This window comes from Corallococcus sp. AB045 (assembly GCF_003668895.1).
Taxonomy (GTDB): Bacteria; Myxococcota; Myxococcia; order Myxococcales; family Myxococcaceae; genus Corallococcus; species Corallococcus coralloides.
On the sequence record NZ_RAWN01000014.1, the window covers coordinates 26,466 to 47,691 of the forward strand.

Consider the following 21,226-nt stretch of genomic DNA (forward strand, 5'->3'; position numbering starts at 1 on the left):
GCACATGGGTGCTCAGGTCGTGATGGGAGCGATGCTCCAATGCAGCTTCGGGATGGCGCCCTCGTCGCTGATGGTGCTGCCCGTGAACCGGATCATGGCCACCACACCCGCGGCGAACATCATGGACAACAAGCCGTTCCTGAACGTGCTGCCCTTCGGCATGTGCCAGTCCTTGGCCAACCCCATGGTAGCGGCGGCGACCGCGGCGGCCTTCGGCGTCCTCACCCCCATGCCCTGCATCCCCGCCACCGCGGCCCCCTGGATGCCCGGGTGCCCCAAGGTGCTCATCGGCAACATGCCGGCGCTGGAGAGCAACTCCAAGTGCATGTGCAGCTACGGCGGCGTCATCCAGGTCGTCTCCCCCGGACAGATGGTGGCCATCGATGGGTAGCCCCGCACAGGCGTTGGAGCCCGTGGACTTCACGCTGCTCGACGTGGAGTTCACCACCGCCCCCGTACCGCTCGACGAGTCCGAGGGCCCGGATCCGCGCCTGGAGGCCATCACCGGCTTCGTCGCCAAGAGCGAGTACGCGGACGCGGCCCACGCCGCCGCGGGGCTCTTGCGCCAGGGCGTGCGCGACGTGCGCGTGGTGGGGCCGTACCTCTTCGGCCACTTCTTCGCGGAGGGCATGAAGGCGCTGCCCGTCCTGTTCCGCTCCCTCAAGCGCACGCTGACGGAGAACTGGGACTTCTTCGGCCCGCTGGAGAAGAAGCTCGTCTTCGCGGACACCGGCCTGCGCTGGCTGCTGAAGATGATGGGCAAGCACCTGGAACACCATTCGCGCCTCAAGGACGCGCAATGGCAGACGTGGAGCGCGCCCGGCAACCGCGAGCCCATCGAAGAGGCCCTGGCCCTGGGCGACCCGCTCATCGCCGCCCTCGCCATCCTGCAGAAGAGCGCGTGCATGGACGCCATGCGCACGCTGCTCGGCGCGCTGCGCTCCCACGCCCAGGCCGTGCCCTTCCTGCCCCCGCCGGAGGAGCCCGGGCCCGCCGCGGCCCCCGAGCCGGAGCTCGCCGCCGCTCCGGACGACGAGGAGGAAGAGGACGACGAAGGGGAGGAGGAAGAGGAGGTCCGCCCCGCGCGCCGCAAGAAGGCCGCCCGCCAGGAGGAGCAGGACTCCGGCCCCAGCGTGCCCATGTCGCCCGCGCTCGCGCAGCTGGTCCGCAAGCTGTCTGCCTTTGAAGCGCTGGTGGAGCGAGAGGACTACTCCAAGGCGAGCGTCATCGCCGTGGACGTGCTCGCCACCGTGGAGCGCTTCGACCCGCGCGTGTACCTGCCGCAGCTCTTCTCCGGCTTCTTCAATGGCCTGGCACAGCACGCGGAAGCCATTGAGCCCATGCTGCACAACACGGAGACGCTGTCCTTCCGCGCCATGGATCAGCTCTACCGCGTGGACCTGGACGCGTTCCTCGTCGCCCAGCAGCGCCAGCCGCGCGGCGGCGGCTCGGAATACGACGAATAGCCCCCATGGCACTGGAGCGCGAACAGCCGAACCGCAAGCTCACCGTCGAGGAGCGCATCAGCGAACGCATCCGCAGCTTCGACGTGCCGGCCCTCCTGGACCTGCTCGCCAAGGAGGGCTACGGCGAGGCGGAGGTGGAGTTCCGCAGCCACCGCAGCACCGTGCACCAACCCCACCTGGTGCATGCCATCGAATTCACCCGCCACCCGCGCAGACGCGTGGTCATCACCGTCAACCTGGGCCTGCTCAGTCTCCAGACTCCGCTGCCATCCTTCCTCTTCCAGGCCATGGACCGCCTGGAGCAGGACACGATGGCTGACTTCCTGGGTTACTTCGACCACCTGTTGCTGCGGACCCGCTTCGCGGGCCAGTTCCCGGACCGCGACGAATCCCTGCTGCCCGGCTGGGAGCACTCCACCGCGCACCGGCTGCGCCTGCTTCGCCTCGCGTGTCCCAGCAGCCTGCACTGGCTGTTCGCCAAGGTCTTCCCGGAGGCGGAGGTGGTGGTGCGCCGCGAGACGCGCCGCCAGCGCATCGAAGCCAAGGGCATCCGCCTGGGCGCCGCCGCGCTCGGAGACGGCAGCGCGGTGGGCGGCTTCGCCACCGTTCCCACGGGCGGCGTGGAGGTGCGGTTGTTCCTCAACGAGCCTCACTCCGGCACCGGCACCCCCTGGGCCGTGGAGGCCCGCCGGCGCCTCAACGCCCGCATCCTCCCGAGCCTCGCGGAGACCCCGCTCGCGCTCGCCGTCATCCTGTGCCTGCGTGATCAGAGCAGCTACGCCCGGCTCATCGACGGAAGTCATCTGGGTTACGAACCGCTGGTAGGCGGTCCGGAACAGACCCAGGAGGTCCTCCTGTTCACGGGGGACACCGCTCAACTGCGATCATCAGAACCCCGCTAGACCTGTCATGTCGGCTGGTTGACGGGAATTCCTGATCGCGCCTAGGCTGTAAATGTTCACTCGGCAGGGCGTACTCCCGGGGCGGCTCCAGTAGGACGGGGGGAATCAAACGCGCTGCGAATGTCAGGGAGTCACCGTGGCCATTCAGGACCAGCTTCCCAAATCCCGCATCACCCTCACGTACCGCACCACCATCAACGGCGAGCAGGAGACGGTGAACCTGCCGTTGCGCCTCCTGGTCATGGGCGACTACTCGCTGGGGACCTCCGAGGACCGCAAGACGGACCTGGAGACGCGCAAGCTGCGCTCCGTGGACGGCCGCAACCTGGACGAGTTGATGAAGGACATGAAGATGTCCGCCAACTTCCAGGTCGCCAACCGGATCAATCCGGACGTGGAGGAGGAGCTGAACGTCACGCTCCCCATCGACCGGATGAAGTCCTTCCACCCGGATGAGATCGTCAAGCACGTGCCGAAGCTCAAGGCGCTGCTGCTGCTGAAGACGCTCCTCGTGGAGATGCAGTCGAACATCGACAACCGCAAGGACCTGCGCCGCGAACTCTACGAGCTGTTCTCCAAGCCGGACGCGCTCAAGGAGCTGCTCAACGAGCTGAAGGGCTACGAGACCATGCGCCTGCCCGCCGGAGAGACCGCGGTGAAGACGGACGCGCCCGCCGCCGCCGGTGCCGCCGCCGCCGCTGGCAAGCCCGCCGGGGGTGCCGCCGCCGCCACGGCCGCGGTCGCCGCCACCGTCGCCGCGGGTGCCAAGCCCCCGGCTGCTTCCTGATCCGACTTCCCAACCCTTCGACTTCTAAAAGGACTCCGCCATGGCTGAGACCACCTACCTGAAGCGCCTGTTCACCAGCGTCCGGCTCGATCCGCCCCAGGAATCGGCGCCGATGATCACCACCAACTTCGCGCCCGCCGGCGACGAGCAGCAGGTCACCCTGGAGAGCCGCTTCCTCTCCAGCGTCGCCGCGCTGCTGCAGAACGTGGCCCCCGTGGAGGGCCCGGACAACACCGCCCGCTTCGACAAGGGCCAGGTGCTGGACGTCATCAGCCGCATCGATCGCATGATCGACGCGCAGATGAACGAGATCCTCCACAACGACACCTTCCAGAAGCTGGAGTCCACGTGGCGCGGCCTGGAGGACCTGGTCGACCACACCAACTTCAAGGCCAACATCGCCATCGACATCCTGGACGTCGCCAAGGATGAGCTGGCGGAGGACTTCGAGAACAACTCCAGCAACATCTTCGCCGGAGCGCTGTTCGACAAGGTCTACATCCAGGAGTACGACCAGTACGGCGGCCGTCCCTTCGGCGCCATCGTGGGCCTGTACGACTTCTCCTCGTCGCCCGCGGACCTCACCTGGCTGCAGCGCATGGCCAAGGTCTCCAACGCCGCGCACGCGCCGTTCATCTCCGCCGTGAACCACAAGTTCTTCGGCTGCGAGACCATCGAGGAGATGGAGGCCATCAAGAACCTGGAGGGCGTGCTCGCCCACCCGCGGTTCGGCCGCTGGAACGCGTTCCGCGACACGGAGGAGGCCGCGTACGTGGGCCTGACCTTCCCGCGCTACGTGCTGCGCCTGCCCTGGCACCCGGACAAGAACCCCTGCGACGTCCTCAACTTCACCGAGACGGCGCGCGGCGACTCCGACAAGTACCTCTGGGGCAACTCCGCCATCCTGCTCGCGCGCAACATGGTGAAGGCGTTCGAGATCAGCGGCTGGTGCCAGTCCATCCGCGGCCCCAAGGGCGGTGGCCTCATCTCCGGCCTGCCCGTGGACACCTTCTCCCTGCGCGGCCAGGAGGAGATCAAGGCCCCGGTGGAGATCGCCATCCCGGACTACCGCGAGTACGAGTTCGCGCGCTCCGGCTTCATCCCGCTCGTGTACCGCAAGGGTTCCAGCGACGCGACGTTCTTCAGCACCCAGTCCGCCAAGGTCGCCAAGACGTTCAAGGACCCCAAGGACTCGGAGAACTCGCAGCTGGTCACCAACCTGGCCTACACGTTCTCCATCACGCGTCTGGCGCACTACGTGAAGTGCATCATGCGTGACAACATCGGTAACACGGCGGACGCGCCCTACATCCAGCGGCAGCTGGACTCGTGGCTGTCCAACTACGTCACGACCGTGGCCAACCCGGACGACCTCACCGTGCGCCGCTTCCCGTTCAAGGCGAGCAGCGTGGTCGTCTTCCCGCGCCCCGGTGAGATCGGCTGGTACGACTGCAAGCTGGCCGTGCTCCCGCACATCCAGTTCGAAGGCCTCAACGTGGAGCTGATGCTCGAGTCGCGGCTCGGTTAAGCCGCATCCCACTTGGGGCAGGTGAGAGCCTGCCCCGCTTACCCTGGAGTGAACGATGCCCCAGTTTTCGCGCAACCTGGACGTGTATCAGGGTTTCAACTTCAAGAAGGACAAGCAGAGCCCCGTGGGCTACATCACCGCCATCACCATTGGCGGCGAGGCGCTGGCGGCGGACCAGGAGACCATCAAGGATCCTGAGAATCCGGACGCGGCCATCGCGGACAAGGTCGTCGCGGTGCTCAACCACTACCTGTGGGAGACGGGCGTGACGGACGCCATGTACTTCTCCGGCCAGGTGTCGGTGGCGAACAAGCAGAAGATCGCGGAGATGCTGCTGGGCAACTTCAGCAACATTGAAGTCAACTTCAAGTACGTCATCTACGAGTACGACCCCATCGGGAAGAAGTACTTCAAGTCCAACTTCCTCGACGCGGAGATGAAGGGCCTGCTCGAGAAGAACGGCGACGACCTGAACATGTCCGTCGCGGACAACGAGTCGCGTGAAGTGCAGTCGCCCAAGAACTTCACGTTCCAGATCGGCATCAAGCCCCAGGCGAGCGAGCAGTCGCTGAACCTGGCCACCTCCTCCGCGAAGAAGATCGCGAAGAAGTGGGGCATCACCGAAGCGGCCGCCAAGTAGCATCGGCCGCGGTCCGGGTCTAAACCGGGCCGGGAGCAGGATTCGCTCCCGGCCGGGTCAGGCGGGTGGAAGGAACACAAGGCGCATGCAGCGGTACAAGCTCGCACGGGTCCGCTGGCACGTAGGCCAGACGCTTCTTCCGGAGCATTTCGTCGCGCAGGAGGACGCGCTGGACGCGGAGATCCGCCTCCACTCCACGCTGTCCGGCCTGCCTTCCTACGGCGTCGCGAACCTGGCCTGGAACGAGTCGCTCCTGCAGAGCGGCAGCCTGTCCATCTCCGCGCTCACCGTCGTCACCAAGTCCGGGGACCTGCTGGACGTCCCGGGCAACTCCGTCATCTCGCCCCTGTCGCTGGAAGCCGTGGGCAAGACGGAGTTCATCATCTACCTGCACGTGCTCAAGGAGACCGTCAGCGCGGAGGGCATCCGCCTGTACGCGGATGATCCGCCGGTGCTCCAGCGCGTGCTGCACAAGCTGCAGCTGTCCACGGAGCCGGTGCTGGACGGGACCATTGGCTCCCTGGGGCTGGCCGCCGTGTCGCAGGACGAGGACGGCGCGTGGCACACGTCCCCGGACTGGGTGCCGCCGCTGCTTCTCGTGGGGCCCAACCCCTTCCTGGAGAAGCTGCTCTCCACGCTGGATGACCTGTTGGATCAGGTGCGCCAGCAGCTGCTCACCAACATCTCGGACACGTACCTGCGCACGGACCGGCTCACCAACGCGCGCCGGGCGCTCTTTGAAGTGCAGCGGCTCATCGCGCTGCGCCGGGACATGTTCCGTCAGGTGTACGTGCACCCGTACCACCTGTTCGACGCGCTTCGCCGGCTGTACTTCGAGGCGTGCTGCTACCTGGAGATGCTCCCGGACGACCAGATGCCGGTGTACCAGCACGAGGGGCTCAACGAGTCCCTGGGCGGGTGGATCCGCCTGCTCCAGCGCAGCTTCCAGCCGGAGGCCACGCGCTCCACGCACAAGGCCTTCCAGGCGAAGGAAGGGCAGTTCCAGATGACGCCTCTGCCTCCGGAGATCCGCTCCGCCAGCGAGGCCTACCTGCTGGTGCAGCGCACCCAGCCCGGGGAGCGCACGCCGCTGGACGGCGTGAAGCTGGCCAGCCCGTCCCGGCTGCCGCTGGTGCGCCGCCAGGCCCTGAAGGGCGTGCCCTTCAAGCACGTGCCGTATCCGTCGTTCCCGCATGCCTTGGGGCCGGAGATCGACTGGTACCTGTTGAGCAACGGCGAGGAGTGGCAGCACGCGCTGCGCGAGGACGGCCTGGCCTTCTACGTGACGCCCGCGCTCCGGGGCGCCCAGACCTCGCTGTTCTGGCGGAGGAGCTAGACGCCATGGCGCGCGCACCGTTCCTGGACAAGTTCGCGACCCGCAGGGAGCGCTCCGACTCGCGCGACAGCCTGGAGCACGTGATGCACAACATCGAAGCCGTGCTCAACACGAAGAAGGGCTACGGCTTCTTCATGCATGACTTCGGGCTGGGCGGGTACACGGAGAAGCTGGGCACGCGCGAGCTGGTGGAGGCGCTCACCGCCGAAATCCAGCAGGAAGTGACGCGGCACGAGCCGCGACTGGTGGAGCCCGAGGTGAAGCTGCGGGGCCGCGACAGCGCGCTGTGGCTCTACTTCGACTGCAAGGGCACCTTCAACGGACAGCCCTGCCACCTGTCGCTGATGTTCCACTCCACCACCGGCCGGGTGCGCGTGCAGGCGGAGGACACCTGATGGCCTTCGCCGACCGCCTGGACCTGGGCCTGACGCTCACCATTGGCGGGACGGCGCACGCCATCCCTTCATCGGACGTGCTCGCCTTCGAGCTGGATCTGCACGGCTGGGGGCACGAGGGGAGGGTGGAGTTCCGCGTGCTCGACGAGACGGGGCACGGCGGCCAGAAGCAGGACAAGCTGCTGGCGGACTTCCTCAAGCCGGACCTGGCGGAGGTGGCGCTGGAGCTGAAGGCCCTGCACTCCGACACGGCGACGAAGCCCACCTTCACGTCGCTGAAGGTGAAGGGGCTGGTGCAGGAGAAGTCGCTCACGGAGGAGGCCGTCGCCCAGGCCAAGGGCGCGGGCATCACCTACCGGCACTACACCGTGCGCTTCGTGGACCCCGCGCGGCTCCTGTGGACGCAGCACTACCCCTGCGTGCTCTACACGCAGAAGACGCTCCAGGACGTGCTGGACGCGCACAAGGGCGACAAGATCGCCCTGGCCAATGACTGGGCCGCGCAGTTGGACAAGACGCTGCCGCTCATCTTCCTGGGCCTGGCCCCGGAGTCCGGCGCCAGCTTCTACGACTTCGTCGTCTGGTTCGTGCACACGCGCAACGGCGTGCTGGCGTACGACTACACGGCGCAGGGCTACCAGCTGCGCGCGGCGAAGGACACCAGCGGGACGCCCATCACCCTGCGCGCGGCGGACGTGGACCGTGTGTCGGTGGTGTTCCCGGAGGTGGCGCGCCACGACGTGGCCATCCTGAATGCCGCCGCGGAGAGCCCCAAGAACCAGGCCATCACCAACACCCAGGCCGTCACCGGCGTCCGCCAGGACGTGCTGTTGCGCACGGACATCGCGGACGACGTGCAGGCCCGCGTGACGCTGGAGACGGCGCGCCTCAAGGTGCGCGGCCTGGAGGTGGAGCTGGACTGGAACCGCTTCCCGGCGGTGGCCTTCGCCCCGGGCGCGCTGGTGAAGCTGCCGGACACCGCCGGGTGGACGGCGGCGGGCGTGCCGGCCACGCAGGACTTCCGGGTGCGCCGGATGAGCCTGCGCGCGGAGCCGCTGCCCGTGGAGGAGGGAGAGATTCCCGCGGGCGGGGACGCGTCCGGGCCCGGCCCCGGAGGAGACGAGCCCGTGCGGCGGCCGAAGCCGGAGAGCCGCTTCCTCATCTCGTTCACCACGCGGCTGGAGAAGAAGGCCGAAGCGCACGTGGACCTGCCGCCCTTCACCGCGCCGGTGTACCCGCGCTTCGTGGAGGGGCTCATCGTCAGCGAGGTGGGCGAGAAGAAGGACGAGACCTGGCAGGCGTACACGGACGAGGCCACGTCGCTGGACAGCTACAAGGTGAAGCTGCCGCTCTTCGCCAATCAAATCGTCCAGGTGCCCTTCAACGCGAACCTGCAGCCGGGGCACTTCTACTTCCCGGCCTACAAGGGTGCCCGGGTGCTGGTGGCGCTGGACTTCCTGCGCGCGTGGCTCAAGCGCAACCTGGACTGGCGGGCGGGCGCACGGCTGCCCTCGGACGGGCAGGGCGTGCACCTGCTCGTCGGAAAGACCACGACGAGCGGCACGTCCATGAGGCACTTCTACGAGGACAACAAGCCGCTGTGGCGCCTGCAGCGCACGAACGAGAGCGACACGGAGAAGGTCGAACTCAAGGAAGGCAACCTGCTCATCCTGGTGAAGGAAGAGTCCGCCTGAGGCGGGAGGGACGATGGGAGCTTCAGGACCGGGAGCGGCAGGGACGCTGGTCTGCAAGATCGAACTGGACAAGAAGGGGGGCATCACCGTCCAGGTCGACAACGGGGATGATCAGATCACCCAGACCATCGTGATGGACGGCACCAGCATCACCATCACGGTGAAGGGCCAGCAGGAGACGAGCACCATCGTGCAGAAGCAGGACAGCATCGTGGTGACGGTGAAGGACCTGACCTTCGACACCGACACCATCACGATGAAGTCCAAGGGCGTGTCCAAGTGGACCAGCCAGGACACGCTCACGGTGGAGAGCACCAAGGACATGACGCTCAAGACGAGCGCGAAGCTCACGCAGACGGCCACCAGCGACGCGAAGCTGTCCTCCAGTGCGAACGTGAACATCGAGGCCACGTCCAAGCTGGCCATGAAGGGCAACATGGGCGCGGAGATGGTCACGTCCGGCGGCGAAGCGAAGGTGGACGGCGTGACGCTGAAGCTCGCCGGCAAGTCGCAGGCGGAGATGTCCGGCGCGATGACCAAGGTGTCCGGCACCGGCAAGCTCGATTTGGAGAGCTCCGGCATGGCGAACCTGAAGGGCTCCATCACCAGCGTGGGCGGCACCCTGGTGAAGCTGGGCTGAAGACGGCTGACTCACACATGGCAACAACAGACGTACGGCGGGAGAGCGGGCGGTGAAGGACTTCTCAGAGAAGATCTACCTGGACTTCCTGTCGGAGCTGGACGGGCTGGAGCGCTTCCGTCAGCGCTTCCAGGAGCGGCACCCGGCGGCCCCGTTGGATCGCGAGGACCCGGACGTGCGCCGCCTCATCGAGGCGATGGCGTTCTTCTCCGTGCAGACGCGGCACGCCACGCTGCACAACCTGCGCTCCACCTGGCGCCGGCTGTTCGCGGGCTTCTTCGACTTCCTCCTGGAGCCCGTGCCCGCCGCCGCCATGGCGCAGGCCGTGCCCACGGAGAAGATGGTGGAGCCGGTGCTGCTCACCCGGGGCACGGAGCTGCGCCTGACGCCCGCGGAAGGGGTGTCCGGCTCCTTCCGGCTCCAGCGCGACCTGCGCGTGCTGCCCATCTTCCTCAAGGGCACGGACGTGGTGCCGCAGGTGAGAAGCGGCCACCGGCTCATCCTGCGCTTCGAGTCCCGCTTCGCGCGCAAGGACGCCATCGACGTGCTCAGCCTGCACGTGCGGCACCTGGACGACTACCGCTCGTCGCTGGCGGTGTTCCATGCGCTGCGCAAGCACGTGAAGCAGGTGAGCGTCGTCTACGACGAAGAGGCGGATGAGCACTCCGTGGGCAGTCCCTGCGAGGTGTCCTTCAACCGCGACCCGCCCGCGCCGGACGACAGCGGCCTCTACGCGCACCCGTTCCAGCGCCTGCGCGCGTTCTTCCAGTTCCCGGAGCAGCAGCTCTTCGTGCACGTGAAGGTGCCGCCGCCGCGCGGCAGCTCCTGGATGCGGTTCTGCATCTGCCTGGACCTGGACAAGGACTGGAACATCGGCCGCTCGCTGCACCCGGACTTCTTCCAGCTCTTCACCGTGCCGGTGGTGAACCTCAAGGCGGAGCCCGCGCAGGTGGTGGTGGCGGACGGCACGCGCGCGGAGCACCCCATCATCAGCATGAGCGCGGGGCGCGAGTTCACGCTGCACTCGGTGACGGGCGTCTTCGAGATGACCAAGGCAGGCCTGGCCCCGCTGCGGCCCGCCTTCCTGCCCGGCAAGGGCCCCAGCTACGAGGTGGACGAGACCTTCGACGAGAAGCTCGCCTCGCGGCAGAGCCTCATCGTGCGCATGCCGGAGGCCTTCACCGCGCCGCGAAAGATTGTGTTGGAGGCGCTGTGGCACCAGCCGCAGTTCTCCGCGCAGGCGGCGGGCAGGGTGGAGGTGTCCGTGCCGGGCCGTCACATCGAAGGCTTGAAATGGCAGACGGTGGGCAGCCTCCAGCCCCACCGCGACAGCGTGCTACGGGATGATGTCGAGGCGTTGACCCAATTCCTCGCGTGGAAGGCCAAGCCCACGCTGGGCCGCGACGAGGTGGTCGCCCTGCTGGGTCACCTGGGGACCCCCGCGGAGAGCCCGTTCCGCCGCGTCCTTCCATGGCTCAAGGAGTTGAAGTTCAGTGTTGTGCCCGACAGCGCGCTCAAGGGTTCGGGGATCCGCCACGCGTATGAAGCCGTGATGGAGCCCTTCGACCAAAGCTTCGAGCCTGTCGTCATCTGCTTTCTTGAGCAGTTGAGGGACCTGCTTGATGCTTGGAACAACGAGGCGACTGTTGATCTCAAGGCCTCGGTGGCGGGTTTGGGGCCGCTACAGCTTCCAACATAGTCAAACACTCTCATGAAACTGGAGCATTGGAACGCACTCCTGGCCACGCAGCGTCGCGTGCGCCAGCTCCTCGACCGGGCCCTGCCCGCCGAGCCCGCCCCGGGTGCGCGCCGGCCGCAGGGCAGGGTGGGGCCGGAGGCACTGGGCCACCTGGAGCAGGCGCTGATGGTGGAGTTGGAGCGCCTGCGCGCCGCGTTCGGCGCGGACATGCGCCCGGATGAAGTGGAGGATCTGATCCGCCCCTTCGTCTTCTTCCTGGATGAGTGGGTGCTGCGGCGGCTGTCGGACGCGGAGCAACATCTCTGGCCGCTCCTGCAGCAGAACCTGTTTCAGGTTGATGCAGGCGGAGACCTCTTCTACGAGTTCGTGGAAGAGAAGTTGCGTCGCAACGATACGCCCTCCATCGTCTTCGAGATGATCCGCTTCTGCCTGGCCGCGGGCTTCACGGGCCGCCTCGTAGGGCAGCCGGAGCGCATCCGCGAACTCAAGGACCGCATCTCGCAGCGCATCCCGCAGCCGGCGGCCATGGCGCCGCTCGCGCCGGTGGTGCCCGCGGCGGTGCCCACCGTCTACGACTTCCCGGTGCACTACTACGCCGTGACGGCGGCCATCGTGCTGGGGCTGCCCATCCTCCTGTGGTGGGTCTCCAATTGAGGCCCTTCCCGACACACGACAGCCGGCCTCCCGCGCCGGCCGCCAAGGCTCCGCCCAAGACGGTCGCGCTGCTGGACGCGCTGGAGCAGCAGGTGGACGCGGAGCTGGGGTCGCTGAAGGAGGGCGTGCAGCCGCTGCTGGACTCCGTGCGTGAGGGCCTGGTGGCGCTGGATCCGCCCGGGGACGGGATGCTGCCGTCGCCGCAGGAGCAGGAGAAGCTGCGCGCGAAGCTGACGTCCACGCTGGAGGAGGCGGAGGACGTGTTGGAAGCGCTCCAGCTGGCCGTGAAGCCGGGCGGAAGGAGCGGCGGCTGACGTGGGCGCGCTTCAGTCCATGCTGGCGGCCTTGAAGGCCCACTGGGTGCTCGTGCTGGGCATCGTGGTGGTGCTCGCGGCCATTGGAGCGGGCGTGACGCTCTGGTGGCGCAAGCGGCAGCAGCGCGGACCTGCGCTCGCGGGCGAGCAGAAGCCGCTCGGGTCGGGGCAGCTGCTGGCCATCCGCAAGCAGTTCCTGGCGAAGCTGCCGTGGCGCTTCCGCGCGTCCGTGCGGGACTTCCCCACGCTGGTGGTGCTGGGCCCGGCGGGCAGCGGCAAGTCGGACCTCATCGAAGCGGAGGTGGACTGGGAGCGGCAGCAGCGCCAGTTCATGCCCAGCTACACGGACGACCCGCTCCTCAAGGTGTTCCTGGGGCCGGAGGTCGTGGTGCAGGAGCTGGCCGCGCCCGTGCTGGAGGACGACTCGCGCCACGCGCGGCGCGCGCTGCGCCGGCTGTGGAAGGCCACCTTCGGGCGCCGGCACGTGGGCCGGGCCGTCATCGTCCTAAAGGTCGACTGGCTGCTGGAGACGTCTCCGGACGAGGTGAAGCGCGTCACCCAGCTGCTGCGCGGCAAGGTCAATCTCTTGTCGGAGGTGTGCCAGGCGCCCGTGGAGACGCGGCTGGTCCTCACGCACATGGACACGCTGGACGGCTACGCGGACTTCGCGCAGCTGCTCCGGAAGAACGGCGTGCCGCTGGAGCTGGCGGTGCCGCCGCCCGGCAGGGAAGGGGAGCTGGGCGAAGCGCTCCAGCCCATGGAGAAGTACCTGTCGCTGGGGCTCACCTCCCTGTCGCCGGACGCGTTCGAGCGGCTGGCGTCCTTCTACTCGCGCGGCGGCGATGCATTCGCGGCGCTGGGACGCTTCGTGTCCACGCTGCTGGAGGGCGGCTCGCTGGCGTACCCGCTGAAGCTCCAGCGCGTGTTCCTGTCCTCGGGAGGGGCGGATGCCCAGCCCACGGGCGCGCTGGCGGTGCAGGCGGATCAACCCGCGGAGCTGCTCGTCCGGGACTACCGCTGGACGCACCTGCGCCGGTGCGCGGCCATCCTCGCGGTGGGGTGCCTGCCGGTGCTGCTGGCGTACGCGCACTTCTACCGGCTGCTGTTGCGCGCGCAGGACAAGCTGGACGCGTTCCAGGTGACGGTGCAGCGGCTGGAGCAGCGCAACCAGAGCGTGTCCGGCTCCGTGGTGGAGTCCCAGACGGGCGACGCGGTGAAGGCGATGGAGGACCTCTGGGGCGCCACGCGCTTCTGGCCGCCCCTGACCCACAGCTTCACCGACGAGTGGGAGGAGCTGCGGGCGCGGCTCGCGCGCAGCATCCGGATGTCCTACCTGAAGCCGATGCTGGAGAAGTGCCAGGACCAGTGCCGGCGCTGCCCTGGCCAGATTCCCGGCTGCCAGCCCGCGCCCGCCTTCGCCAGCCGCGGCACGCGCGCCACGCCGCTCGTCCCGGCGCCCTCGGTGGATGACAGCTGCCACATGGAGACGCTGTGCCGTCCGGAGCAGGTGCTCTACACGCTGGGCGTGCTCTACGCCTCGCGCAACGAGGACCTGGGCCAGTTCGTGCTGCGCAGCGTGCACGGGGCGCACAAGAAGCAGCTGGGGTGGACGGCGGAGGCCTTCGGGTTGAGCCTGGCCAGCACCGACCAGGAGCACAACTGGCTGGAGGCGATGGGCCTGGCGGAGCCGATGATCGCCAACTACGTCATCGCCAGCGACAAGCCCTTCGACGAGAACGTCCCCTGGACGCGCTGGCCCTACGGCTGGCTGACCATGGACGGGCTGCTGGGCCCGTGGCGCGACCACTTCATGCAGTTGCAGGAGACGCTGGCCGCGAAGGAGCTGGACCTGGCCCGGTGGCGCGCGCTGGCGGACGACCGTGAGCGCCTGCGCGCCTCGCTGGTGGAGAGCGCGCCGTACAGCTCCGCCCGCAAGGTGATGGACCTCATCAACGCGTCGGACGCGGAGCCGGACGCCAGCCAGCTGAAGGGCGTGGGCAGCCTGTTGGACTCGCTGGACTGGCTGCGCCAGAACCGCCAGACGCTGGAGGCCATCCTGCGCATGGAGGACGAGACGGACGCCGCCCTGCGCGCCGCCGCCCGCATGACGCCCGCGGAGCTGCTCACCCGCGCGGACGGCCTCTTCGCCCCCAGCGATGGTGACGCGCGCTACCAGGTGGAGGTCCTCCGGCGCGACTTCGAGTTCCGCCCCATGGACGTGTCGCGGCAGCTGCTGGACAAGGTGCTGCGCTCGCTGAAGGAGACGGGCCGTACGCCGTTCGACGGCAACGCGCTCAACCCGCGCACGGGGGAGATGACGTCGGAGGTCGCCACCGAAGGGGTGGGGGACGACGACACGGAGTTCACCAGCGGGACGGCTCCGGTGGTGGGCAAGGTGCTGGGCAAGGCCGCCTTCGACGCGCAGCTGAGCCCGCTGGTGGACGAGTTCACGGAGCGGCTCGCCAAGTCCAGCCTGTCGCGCGAGGAGGCCGTGGAGCGCGCCACCTTCGTGCAGGGCAAGGTGCAGACGTTCGCGAAGCGCTACGGCCAGGACCTCTACGCGACGTTCCGGGGCTACCGCTTCCGCACCACGCCGCGAGGCTCGCTGTCCAGCGACCTGTCCGTGCTGCTGCAGCCGTCGTCTCCGCTGGAGGCGATGCTGCGCGACGTGGCCACCCGCGCCGGCGTGGGCCCGCTGGAGAGCGAGTACTACGCGCCCATGCGCGACGCGGTGGCGCCCTTCAAGCCGATCGTGCAGCTGATGACGCCGGACAAGAGCGGCGCGATCGTGGAGCTGGCGGCCTACACCACGCTGGTGTCGCAGCTGCAGCAGGAGCTGTCCGGCGTGAAGCCCGCTGCCGCGAAGCCCGCCGCCCCCACCACTCCCGCGGCGCCCGGGGCCGCTGGCGCGACGGCGTCCTCGGCGGGCTCGCAGCTGGCGGAGATGCTGTCGCCCGTGGGGCGCGTGGCGCTGAGCATGCTGCTGGAGGAGGAGGACTCGTATCTGCGCCGGGTGGACGCGTGGCTGGATCAGCACGGCCTGGTGGGCGAGTTCCGGCAGCCGTTCCGCCAGCCCTTCATCATCGTGCGCAACCGGGGCCGCGCGGAGCTGGAGCGTGTCATCGCGGAGCAGTGGACCTACCAGGCCCGCCGCACGCTGGACCCGCTGGTGAAGCGCTATCCGTTCAATCCCAGCGCGTCGCAGGAAGTGGATCCGGTGGAGCTGGAGGTCCTGCGCCGCAAGGACGGGGCCTTCTGGGGCTTCGTCACGCAGGTGCTGGCGCCGGTGGTGGAGGAGCGCGGGACGGACTGGTCGGTGCGCTATCCGCTGAAGTCCCGGCTGCTGCTGCCGCCGCGCATGCTCTCCGCGCTGGGCCAGCTGGGCCGCCTGTCGAAGCTCCTGTGGGACGACGAGGGCAAGCCCCGGCCCATCCCCATGCAGGTGCGTCCGCTGCCGCTGCCGACGGCGCCCACGCCGGACAGCTTCGTGACGCTGTCGTACCTGAAGTGCGGCGGGGCGGCGTCGTTCGGCTTCAACCAGCGGCCGGCGTGGGGTGAGTTCCCCCTGAGCTGGTGGAGCCCGCAGCCGTCGTCCATCGGCGTGGAGCTGCGCTCGCCGCAGCGGGACGGGAAGCGCTACCGCTCCATGGAGATGTCCGAGTCGTCGTGGAACTGCTTCCGCCTGCTGGAGTCCGCGACGCTGACGGACCAGTCCAACGTGGTGTGGGTGCTGCCGGGCCGCGGGCTGGCGGCGAACGAGAAGGTGCTGGAGATCAGCTTCGGGTTGCGCGGCGAGCCTTGGGCGCCATTCCGTGGGGTGGTGCCATGAAGGACAGGAGCGTGAGGCTGGCGGCGGGGCTGGTGACGGCGGTGGTGGTGGGCAGCTGCGCGGCGCCCAGCCTGACGGTGAACGTCAATGCGCCCGCGGGCACCAACCAGGGCCGGCCGCTGTACATGCTCATCCGCACGGTGTCGAAGACGGCGATGACGGAGGGCTACGCGGACGTCGCGGCCAAGGTCATCAGCCCGGACGACTCCGTGCTCCAGACGGTGGTCATCTACCCGAGCCGCACGAAGCAGGTGAAGATCCCCCTGCCGCCGGAGCAGGCGGTGGCGGTGAGCTTCCTCTTCACCACGCCCAACGGCGCGTGGCAGGCGCTGCTGGACGTGCCGGTGCCCAAGACGGTGGACATCGAGCTCCAGGAGAGCCGCATCCGCACGGACCTGCCGAAGGGCGTGCCCGCGCAGGAGTCCACGCCGGCCGCGCCCGAAGCGCCCAAGGCCCCGGAAGCGCCCAAGGTGCCCGAGCCCAAGATGTCCCTGGCCTCTCCCAAGTAGGAGCGGCGGCGGAGGGCTCAGGACGCGAGCGCGTCCAGCTTCGGCCCCAGCGCGTTGAGCGCGGACGTCACCCGGCCGTTCGCCGCGGTCACCGGCTTCGCGAAGGCGCCCCCCTGGAGCTGGGTGCCAATCGCGTCGAGAGGGGAGAGGAGCTGCGGCTTCTGTCCCGTGGCCTGGGTGGAGACGGAGTCCACCTGCGTCTGGGCCCCTGTCTTCAGGCCCTCCGCGCGCTGCTTGAAGGCCGCGAGCGCCGAGTCCGCCTGGGAGGCGAGCGACGTGTCCGCGCTCGCGCGGGCCTGCTCCAGCGACGTCAGCCCGGCCGCCACGGAAGTCTTCGTGCCGCCCAGCTGCGAGTCCAGCCGGCCCTTGGCGGACGTCACCTGGCCCTCCGCTGAGTCCCTCGCCGTCTGCATGGCCTGCACCGCCGCGTCGATGCCGGAGCCCACCTGGGCGTCCAGGGCCTCCAGGCGCTGGGGCACCTGCGTGTCCAGCGGCGTCACCCGGGCGGCCACTTGCTGTTTCATGGCCTCGATCTGCTGCACGCCCTGGTCCTTCACGGTGCCAATCTGCGTGACGGCCGCGGCGACGATCTGGCCCACCTGCGCGGTGGCCTGCTCGATGCCCTGGAGGACGGACTGGGTGAGCGTGCCCATCTGCGTCACGGCCTGCGTCGTGGCCGTGTCTATCTGCGTCTGGGCCTGGGTCTGCACCGTCTCCACCTGAGAGACGATGGTCTTCTGCACCGCCTGGAGCTGCGTGCCTACCTGCGAGGAGAGGGTGCCCAGCTGCGTGGTGATCTGCCCCACCACCTGGCTGATGCCCTGCACCGCGGGGCTCACCAGCGGCTTGGGCAGGTCCGCGGCAGGGATGGCGTCCAGGAGGCCCATGGCGCGCTCCAGCAGCGACTCCAGCGAGCCGACGATCTGCTGGAAGAGGGTCTGGAGCTGCTCCAGCATCTGCGGCAGCGCTTCGAACAGCGCCATCACCTGTTGCTTGAGGGCGCTGATGGTCGCGACCAGGGTATCCAGCGTGGTGAAGGCCGCCTCCAGCGTGGCCTTCAGCGGCGCCTTGAGGGTCTCCACCGCCGTGAGCGCGCCCTGCACCACGCCGTCGATGGTGCCGCTCACCGTGGTGATGGCGGTCTCCACCTGCTTCTGCACCTGGTCGATGAGCTTCTCCACCGCCGTGAGCTGCGCCGTGACGCTGGCCACCTGTCCGCCAATCGTCTTGCCCAGCGTGTCCAGCGCCCCGTCCGCCTGCGCCTTGCCCACCGTCAGAGACGGGGCCACCTGGGTGTCCAGCGGATCCACGATGGCCGCCGCCGCCGCCGCCGCGGCCATCAGCTGATCCACCAGCGTCTTGCGCTGGCCCTCCAGCGCGGACTGTTGCTGCTGGTGGGTGTCCTTCGCCGTCGTGCCCGCGCTGACGATTTCCTGGTGCAGCGTCTTCAGCGCGCTCACGGGGTTCTTCACCGCGCCGTCCAGCGTGGAGGTGAGCTGGGTGCTCCGGCCCGTCGCCGCGTCGCGCGAGGTGGTCAGCCGCACCAGCACCGCCGCCAGCGCCGCAGTGAGGGTCGACCCCACGCCCGTGAGGTCCTGCGTGAGCTGCGAGCGTGTTTGATCAATCAGCGCGTAGCCCTGCGCGCGGCGGGCCTCCGTCTCCTGCTTGGAGCCCTTGCGCTTCGCCAGCTTCGCGTCGAAGGACTTCTTGTCCGCGTCACACTTCTGGGCCACCTGTTGCTGGAGCGCGGTGAGCTGTCCCTGCGACGACTCCGCGGACGACTTCGCCTGTGCCTCCAGCCCCTGGCTCTTCGCCGTCGCCTCCTGGCCCAGCGACTCCGCCTTCGTGCGCGCCGTGGTGCTGGAGGCGGTCAGCGACTGCTGGTGGCCTTCGACCTCCGAGGCCAGCGCGTCGAAGCGAGGGGAGGGGTCCGCCAGCGTCACGTTCGTCGCGGTCACCTGCGTGAGCAGCGCCCCCAGCGACGCGCTGATGGAGGGACGGAGCGCGGCGACCTGCTCCACGACGCCCTGGGCCAGGGTCTCCACCTCGCCCTTCGCGGTGGCGAGGCGCGGCGTGAGGCCGGAGCCGAAGCCCTCCACGGCCGACTTGTGCTTCGCCACGGTGGCGCGCAGTTCGTTCATTTCAGCCCCGCGAGCGCGGCCTTGGCTTCAGCGGCGGCGCCGGAGAGCGCGCCCGCCTGGCCATCCACGCCGTTGAGCGCGCCGGTGAGTTTGGCGCGGGATTCAGCGGCCTTGCCCTTCACCTGGGCCTCCGCGGCGGAGAGGGCCGCGCCCGTCTCCTCCGTCGCCGCGTTCAGCTTGGCGTTCACCGCCGCCGAGGACTCCTTGTACGCCGCCGTCGCGTTGCTCACCGCGCCGTCCACGCCCGCGGTGAGGTCGCCCTTCGCCGTCTCCACCTGCGGCGTCACGTCATACGTGGGCGTGGTGGCGGCGCCGCCGGGGTTCTCCTTCGTCTGGATGAGGAGGTGCCCTTCCGACATGCGGATGATCTCCGTGTCGTTGGAGTTCACCCGCCCCAGGTTCCACACCGGCTTGTTGTCCTTGAAGTCGTGCGTGAGCGCCGTCTGGTTCGCGCCGTTCTTGCCAAAGAGGATCTGATCGCCCTGGCTGTCCTGGGGCATGCGCACGCCTTCGCCCCAGTCCAGGAAGCGGTGCAGCGCCGCGTGGTCGAAGTGCAGCGCCACCAGCACCCGCTCGTTCTTGTACGGCGGGAAGTAGAACGTCCCAGGGAACTCACCGGGCTCGGCCGGCACGCTCACCGTCTTGTTCCACAGGGGAATCGCCACCCGGTAGTTCGTCACGGACGTCTTCTGATCATCCACCTGCAGGTAGATGCGGTCCGAGGCCTCGCCGCCGGGGCTGTGCATCTTACCCTCGACGTAGATGGGGTAGCGGGGCGGCCGGTACGCGGGCAGCTCCGGCACCGGATCCGACTTCTGCTCCAGCAGCACGGACAGGGAGACCGTGAAGCCCTGCATCGTCTCCTGCTGCCCGTCGTGCGGACCGGCCTGGAGCCCCACGCCGTCGAAGGCCAGCTCCGCGACGCGATGGTCCTCCCCCAGGCCCGTGAGGTCCGGGCTCCAGCGCCCGCCGTCCAGCTTGATCAACGCCCCCGGGTGCAGCGCGATGGGCGGCATGTCCAGGAACGTCAGCCGCAGCCGCCGCTTGCGCACGCGCAGGCGCCCCTTCTCCAGCGACTGACGCTGCTCCGCCTCCGTCGCGATCGGCGTGCGCACCAGCATGTCGTGCTGGATGCCCGCCACTGCCTGGGACTGCTCCAGCGCCACCGTGGTCGCCCCGGCCCCGAAGGCGTTGAGCACCCGCGCGCTGTGCCGGATGACGGGCGGCATCTCCACGTCCACGCGCGACACGTGCTTGCGGCTGAGCCCGGTGACGGCGCCCGTGGCCGGCTTCTTCGCGGAGAAGGTGTACGTGTCCTTGGGGCTGTCATACGTGAGCACGCCGCCGCGCGTGTCCACGTACCAGAGGACGAAGTCGTAGAAGCTCGCGGCCGCGTGATCATCCCCGATGCCCAGGCACACCAGGGCCTGCTTCGCCTCCAGCGCGTCCCAGTCGTAGGTGAGCAGCAGGCCGCCGGGCTTGTGCGCGTCCAGCAGCTCCGACAGCTTCTTCGCCGTGTGCAGCTCCACCGGGCGGTGCTGCTTCCAGAGGACGCGCGCGGGGTCCTCGAAGGTCACCGTGTACTGGCGGAAGGCCACCGCCACGCTGTCCTTCTTGCCGTGCGCGGTGCCGCCGACGCGCTTCTCCGTGACGATGCCCTGCACCACGAGCGGCGCGGGCGGCGGGTCGAAGACGCCGGACAGCGCCAGCCGCACCCGCACCAGGTCCGGCTTGCTGAACGCGGTGAACAGCGCCGCGTCCGCCTTCTCCAGCGCGGTCCAGAACGTCAGCTCGCAGCGGAAGCCGGTGGGCGTCATCCGCAGCGAGAAATCCCGCACCTGGCCGCCCGGAATGGCGAAGGCCTGCTCGCCCGCCGTGACGGTCAGCTCCAGCTTCAGCTTTTCGGAGAAGGGGAGCGCCATGCCGTGTTCACCGGGCCTTCGCCTGGACCTCTTCGCGGGTCAGCGCGCCCCGGGCCTCCAGCGCGTCCATCATCGCGCGCATCACGCGCGCCTGCTGCGCCACCATGCGCTCCAGGTCCGCCACCTGCTGCGTGAGCGCCTCCACCTTCGACGCCAGCTCCATGTCGCGCACCACCGGCGGCGGCGTGGGGGTTCGCGGCGGCGCGGCGGGTTCGGCCTGCTGGGGCGGGGCCAGCTCGAACGTGGCCTCCTCCATGCCGAAGCTCAGCGGCGTGGCGGCCGTGGAGGTGACCTCGCCGTGGTAGTGGTGCCGGATGGCGCGCTCGATGGAGGACGCCGTCGCCACCACCACCTGGAGCTTCTGGCCGGAGTGGAAGGCCAGCTCCTGTAGGGACTCCACGTTGGTGGGATCCGACGTGGCCACGGTGAGCATCTTGGTGCCGGGCTCGTAGGCGATGGGGAAGACGGTGTAGCGCTCGGCGATGTCCACGCGCAGCGCCTGGAGGGCGTTCGGCACGGGGACGTGCGTGTCCAGGTTCACCGTGGGGATGGCCAGCTGCCGCGACAGGGCGTGCACCATGGAGCTTTCGTCCACGACGCCCATCTGCACCAGGGTGAGGCCCAGCCGGCCGCCCCACTTGCGCTGCTCGGCGAGCGCCGTACGCAGCTGGGTTTCGGTGAGCAGTCCGGCGTCCATCAGGATCTCGCCCAACCGCCGCTTGCGATTGGGGCCCGGGCCGGGAGGAACAGAAGGGGGAGGATTCACGGCC

The 21,226-nt window shown here is 69.0% G+C and carries 18 protein-coding genes; 15 read left to right on the top strand and 3 right to left on the bottom strand.

The features are described 5' to 3' along the window. Positions 1-4: 4 nt before the first annotated feature. The 15 genes from D7Y21_RS05545 to D7Y21_RS05615 all read left to right on the top strand — a co-directional run bounded on the left by D7Y21_RS05545 (position 5) and on the right by D7Y21_RS05615 (position 16,393). Entirely contained in the window at positions 5-391 is a 387-nt protein-coding gene (locus D7Y21_RS05545; protein WP_120563194.1) for a DUF4280 domain-containing protein, read from the top strand. Beyond that, positions 384-1,466, top strand: coding sequence for a type VI secretion system protein IglI family protein (locus D7Y21_RS05550; RefSeq protein WP_121711706.1), 1,083 nt, complete (start codon positions 384-386; stop codon positions 1,464-1,466). Before D7Y21_RS05545 ends, D7Y21_RS05550 begins: the two co-directional genes overlap by 8 nt. Before the next feature lie 5 nt (positions 1,467-1,471). Continuing rightward, positions 1,472-2,368 (top strand): hypothetical protein, encoded by an 897-nt coding sequence (locus D7Y21_RS05555; protein WP_120563196.1) that lies wholly within the window; start codon positions 1,472-1,474, stop codon positions 2,366-2,368. 136 nt (positions 2,369-2,504) lie between these two features. Next, positions 2,505-3,155, top strand: a complete 651-nt coding sequence (tssB, locus tag D7Y21_RS05560) for a type VI secretion system contractile sheath small subunit (protein WP_121711708.1) — start codon at positions 2,505-2,507, stop codon at positions 3,153-3,155. 40 nt (positions 3,156-3,195) lie between these two features. Continuing rightward, entirely contained in the window at positions 3,196-4,683 is a 1,488-nt protein-coding gene (tssC, locus tag D7Y21_RS05565; RefSeq protein ID WP_120563198.1) for a type VI secretion system contractile sheath large subunit, read from the top strand. A 55-nt stretch (positions 4,684-4,738) separates the two neighbouring features. Continuing rightward, positions 4,739-5,323, top strand: a complete 585-nt coding sequence (locus tag D7Y21_RS05570; RefSeq protein WP_120563199.1) for a hypothetical protein — start codon at positions 4,739-4,741, stop codon at positions 5,321-5,323. 85 nt (positions 5,324-5,408) lie between these two features. After that, entirely contained in the window at positions 5,409-6,659 is a 1,251-nt protein-coding gene (gene tssK / locus D7Y21_RS05575; RefSeq protein ID WP_120563200.1) for a type VI secretion system baseplate subunit TssK, read from the top strand. Between the two features lie 5 nt (positions 6,660-6,664). Next, the gene (locus tag D7Y21_RS05580; protein ID WP_120563201.1) at positions 6,665-7,054 is read left to right on the top strand and encodes a GPW/gp25 family protein; all 390 of its coding nucleotides are present in this window, start codon (positions 6,665-6,667) and stop codon (positions 7,052-7,054) included. Next, a complete protein-coding gene (locus D7Y21_RS05585) occupies positions 7,054-8,748 on the top strand; it encodes a hypothetical protein (protein WP_121711711.1) in 1,695 nt (564 codons plus the stop codon). Before D7Y21_RS05580 ends, D7Y21_RS05585 begins: the two co-directional genes overlap by 1 nt. A 13-nt stretch (positions 8,749-8,761) precedes the next feature. Next, positions 8,762-9,388, top strand: coding sequence for a hypothetical protein (locus tag D7Y21_RS05590; RefSeq protein ID WP_014396958.1), 627 nt, complete (start codon positions 8,762-8,764; stop codon positions 9,386-9,388). A 52-nt stretch (positions 9,389-9,440) separates the two neighbouring features. Beyond that, entirely contained in the window at positions 9,441-11,087 is a 1,647-nt protein-coding gene (locus D7Y21_RS05595) for a type VI secretion system baseplate subunit TssF (protein ID WP_120563203.1), read from the top strand. A 12-nt stretch (positions 11,088-11,099) separates the two neighbouring features. After that, entirely contained in the window at positions 11,100-11,741 is a 642-nt protein-coding gene (locus D7Y21_RS05600) for a DotU family type IV/VI secretion system protein (RefSeq protein ID WP_120563204.1), read from the top strand. Beyond that, a complete protein-coding gene (locus D7Y21_RS05605; RefSeq protein WP_233611991.1) occupies positions 11,738-12,055 on the top strand; it encodes a hypothetical protein in 318 nt (105 codons plus the stop codon). The genes D7Y21_RS05600 and D7Y21_RS05605 overlap by 4 nt, the downstream gene beginning before the upstream one ends. A gap of 1 nt (position 12,056) precedes the next feature. After that, positions 12,057-15,884: a type VI secretion IcmF C-terminal domain-containing protein gene (locus D7Y21_RS05610; protein WP_121711713.1), complete on the top strand. Its 3,828-nt coding sequence runs from the start codon at positions 12,057-12,059 to the stop codon at positions 15,882-15,884. After that, on the top strand, positions 15,881-16,393 hold the full coding sequence (locus D7Y21_RS05615) for a hypothetical protein (protein ID WP_120563298.1): 513 nt from the start codon (positions 15,881-15,883) through the stop codon (positions 16,391-16,393). Before D7Y21_RS05610 ends, D7Y21_RS05615 begins: the two co-directional genes overlap by 4 nt. 17 nt (positions 16,394-16,410) lie before the next feature. On the opposite strand, the gene D7Y21_RS05620 is transcribed toward D7Y21_RS05615, so the two are convergent. From D7Y21_RS05620 to D7Y21_RS05630, 3 genes are read right to left on the bottom strand one after another with little or no spacing between them, the layout of a single operon-like run. Continuing rightward, complete coding sequence (locus D7Y21_RS05620; protein ID WP_121711715.1) at positions 16,411-18,534, bottom strand: hypothetical protein; 2,124 nt, start codon at positions 18,532-18,534, stop codon at positions 16,411-16,413. After that, positions 18,531-20,456: a hypothetical protein gene (locus tag D7Y21_RS05625; RefSeq protein WP_121711717.1), complete on the bottom strand. Its 1,926-nt coding sequence runs from the start codon at positions 20,454-20,456 to the stop codon at positions 18,531-18,533. The genes D7Y21_RS05620 and D7Y21_RS05625 overlap by 4 nt, the downstream gene beginning before the upstream one ends. A 7-nt stretch (positions 20,457-20,463) precedes the next feature. Then, positions 20,464-21,222: a general secretion pathway protein GspE gene (locus D7Y21_RS05630; RefSeq protein ID WP_233611992.1), complete on the bottom strand. Its 759-nt coding sequence runs from the start codon at positions 21,220-21,222 to the stop codon at positions 20,464-20,466. Positions 21,223-21,226 lie beyond the last annotated feature (4 nt).

Bases quoted from the DNA above. Each gene is read 5' to 3' on its own strand.
- D7Y21_RS05625 (WP_121711717.1), bottom strand. From the start codon at position 20,456: ATGGCGCTCCCCTTCTCCGAAAAGCTGAAGCTGGAGCTGACCGTCACG.
- D7Y21_RS05550 (WP_121711706.1), top strand. From the start codon at position 384: ATGGGTAGCCCCGCACAGGCGTTGGAGCCCGTGGACTTCACGCTGCTC.
- tssK (WP_120563200.1), top strand. From the start codon at position 5,409: ATGCAGCGGTACAAGCTCGCACGGGTCCGCTGGCACGTAGGCCAGACG.
- D7Y21_RS05555 (WP_120563196.1), top strand. From the start codon at position 1,472: ATGGCACTGGAGCGCGAACAGCCGAACCGCAAGCTCACCGTCGAGGAG.
- D7Y21_RS05590 (WP_014396958.1), top strand. From the start codon at position 8,762: ATGGGAGCTTCAGGACCGGGAGCGGCAGGGACGCTGGTCTGCAAGATC.
- D7Y21_RS05585 (WP_121711711.1), top strand. From the start codon at position 7,054: ATGGCCTTCGCCGACCGCCTGGACCTGGGCCTGACGCTCACCATTGGC.
- D7Y21_RS05570 (WP_120563199.1), top strand. From the start codon at position 4,739: ATGCCCCAGTTTTCGCGCAACCTGGACGTGTATCAGGGTTTCAACTTC.
- tssC (WP_120563198.1), top strand. From the start codon at position 3,196: ATGGCTGAGACCACCTACCTGAAGCGCCTGTTCACCAGCGTCCGGCTC.
- D7Y21_RS05615 (WP_120563298.1), top strand. From the start codon at position 15,881: ATGAAGGACAGGAGCGTGAGGCTGGCGGCGGGGCTGGTGACGGCGGTG.
- D7Y21_RS05620 (WP_121711715.1), bottom strand. From the start codon at position 18,534: ATGAACGAACTGCGCGCCACCGTGGCGAAGCACAAGTCGGCCGTGGAG.
- D7Y21_RS05600 (WP_120563204.1), top strand. From the start codon at position 11,100: ATGAAACTGGAGCATTGGAACGCACTCCTGGCCACGCAGCGTCGCGTG.
- D7Y21_RS05545 (WP_120563194.1), top strand. From the start codon at position 5: ATGGGTGCTCAGGTCGTGATGGGAGCGATGCTCCAATGCAGCTTCGGG.
- D7Y21_RS05580 (WP_120563201.1), top strand. From the start codon at position 6,665: ATGGCGCGCGCACCGTTCCTGGACAAGTTCGCGACCCGCAGGGAGCGC.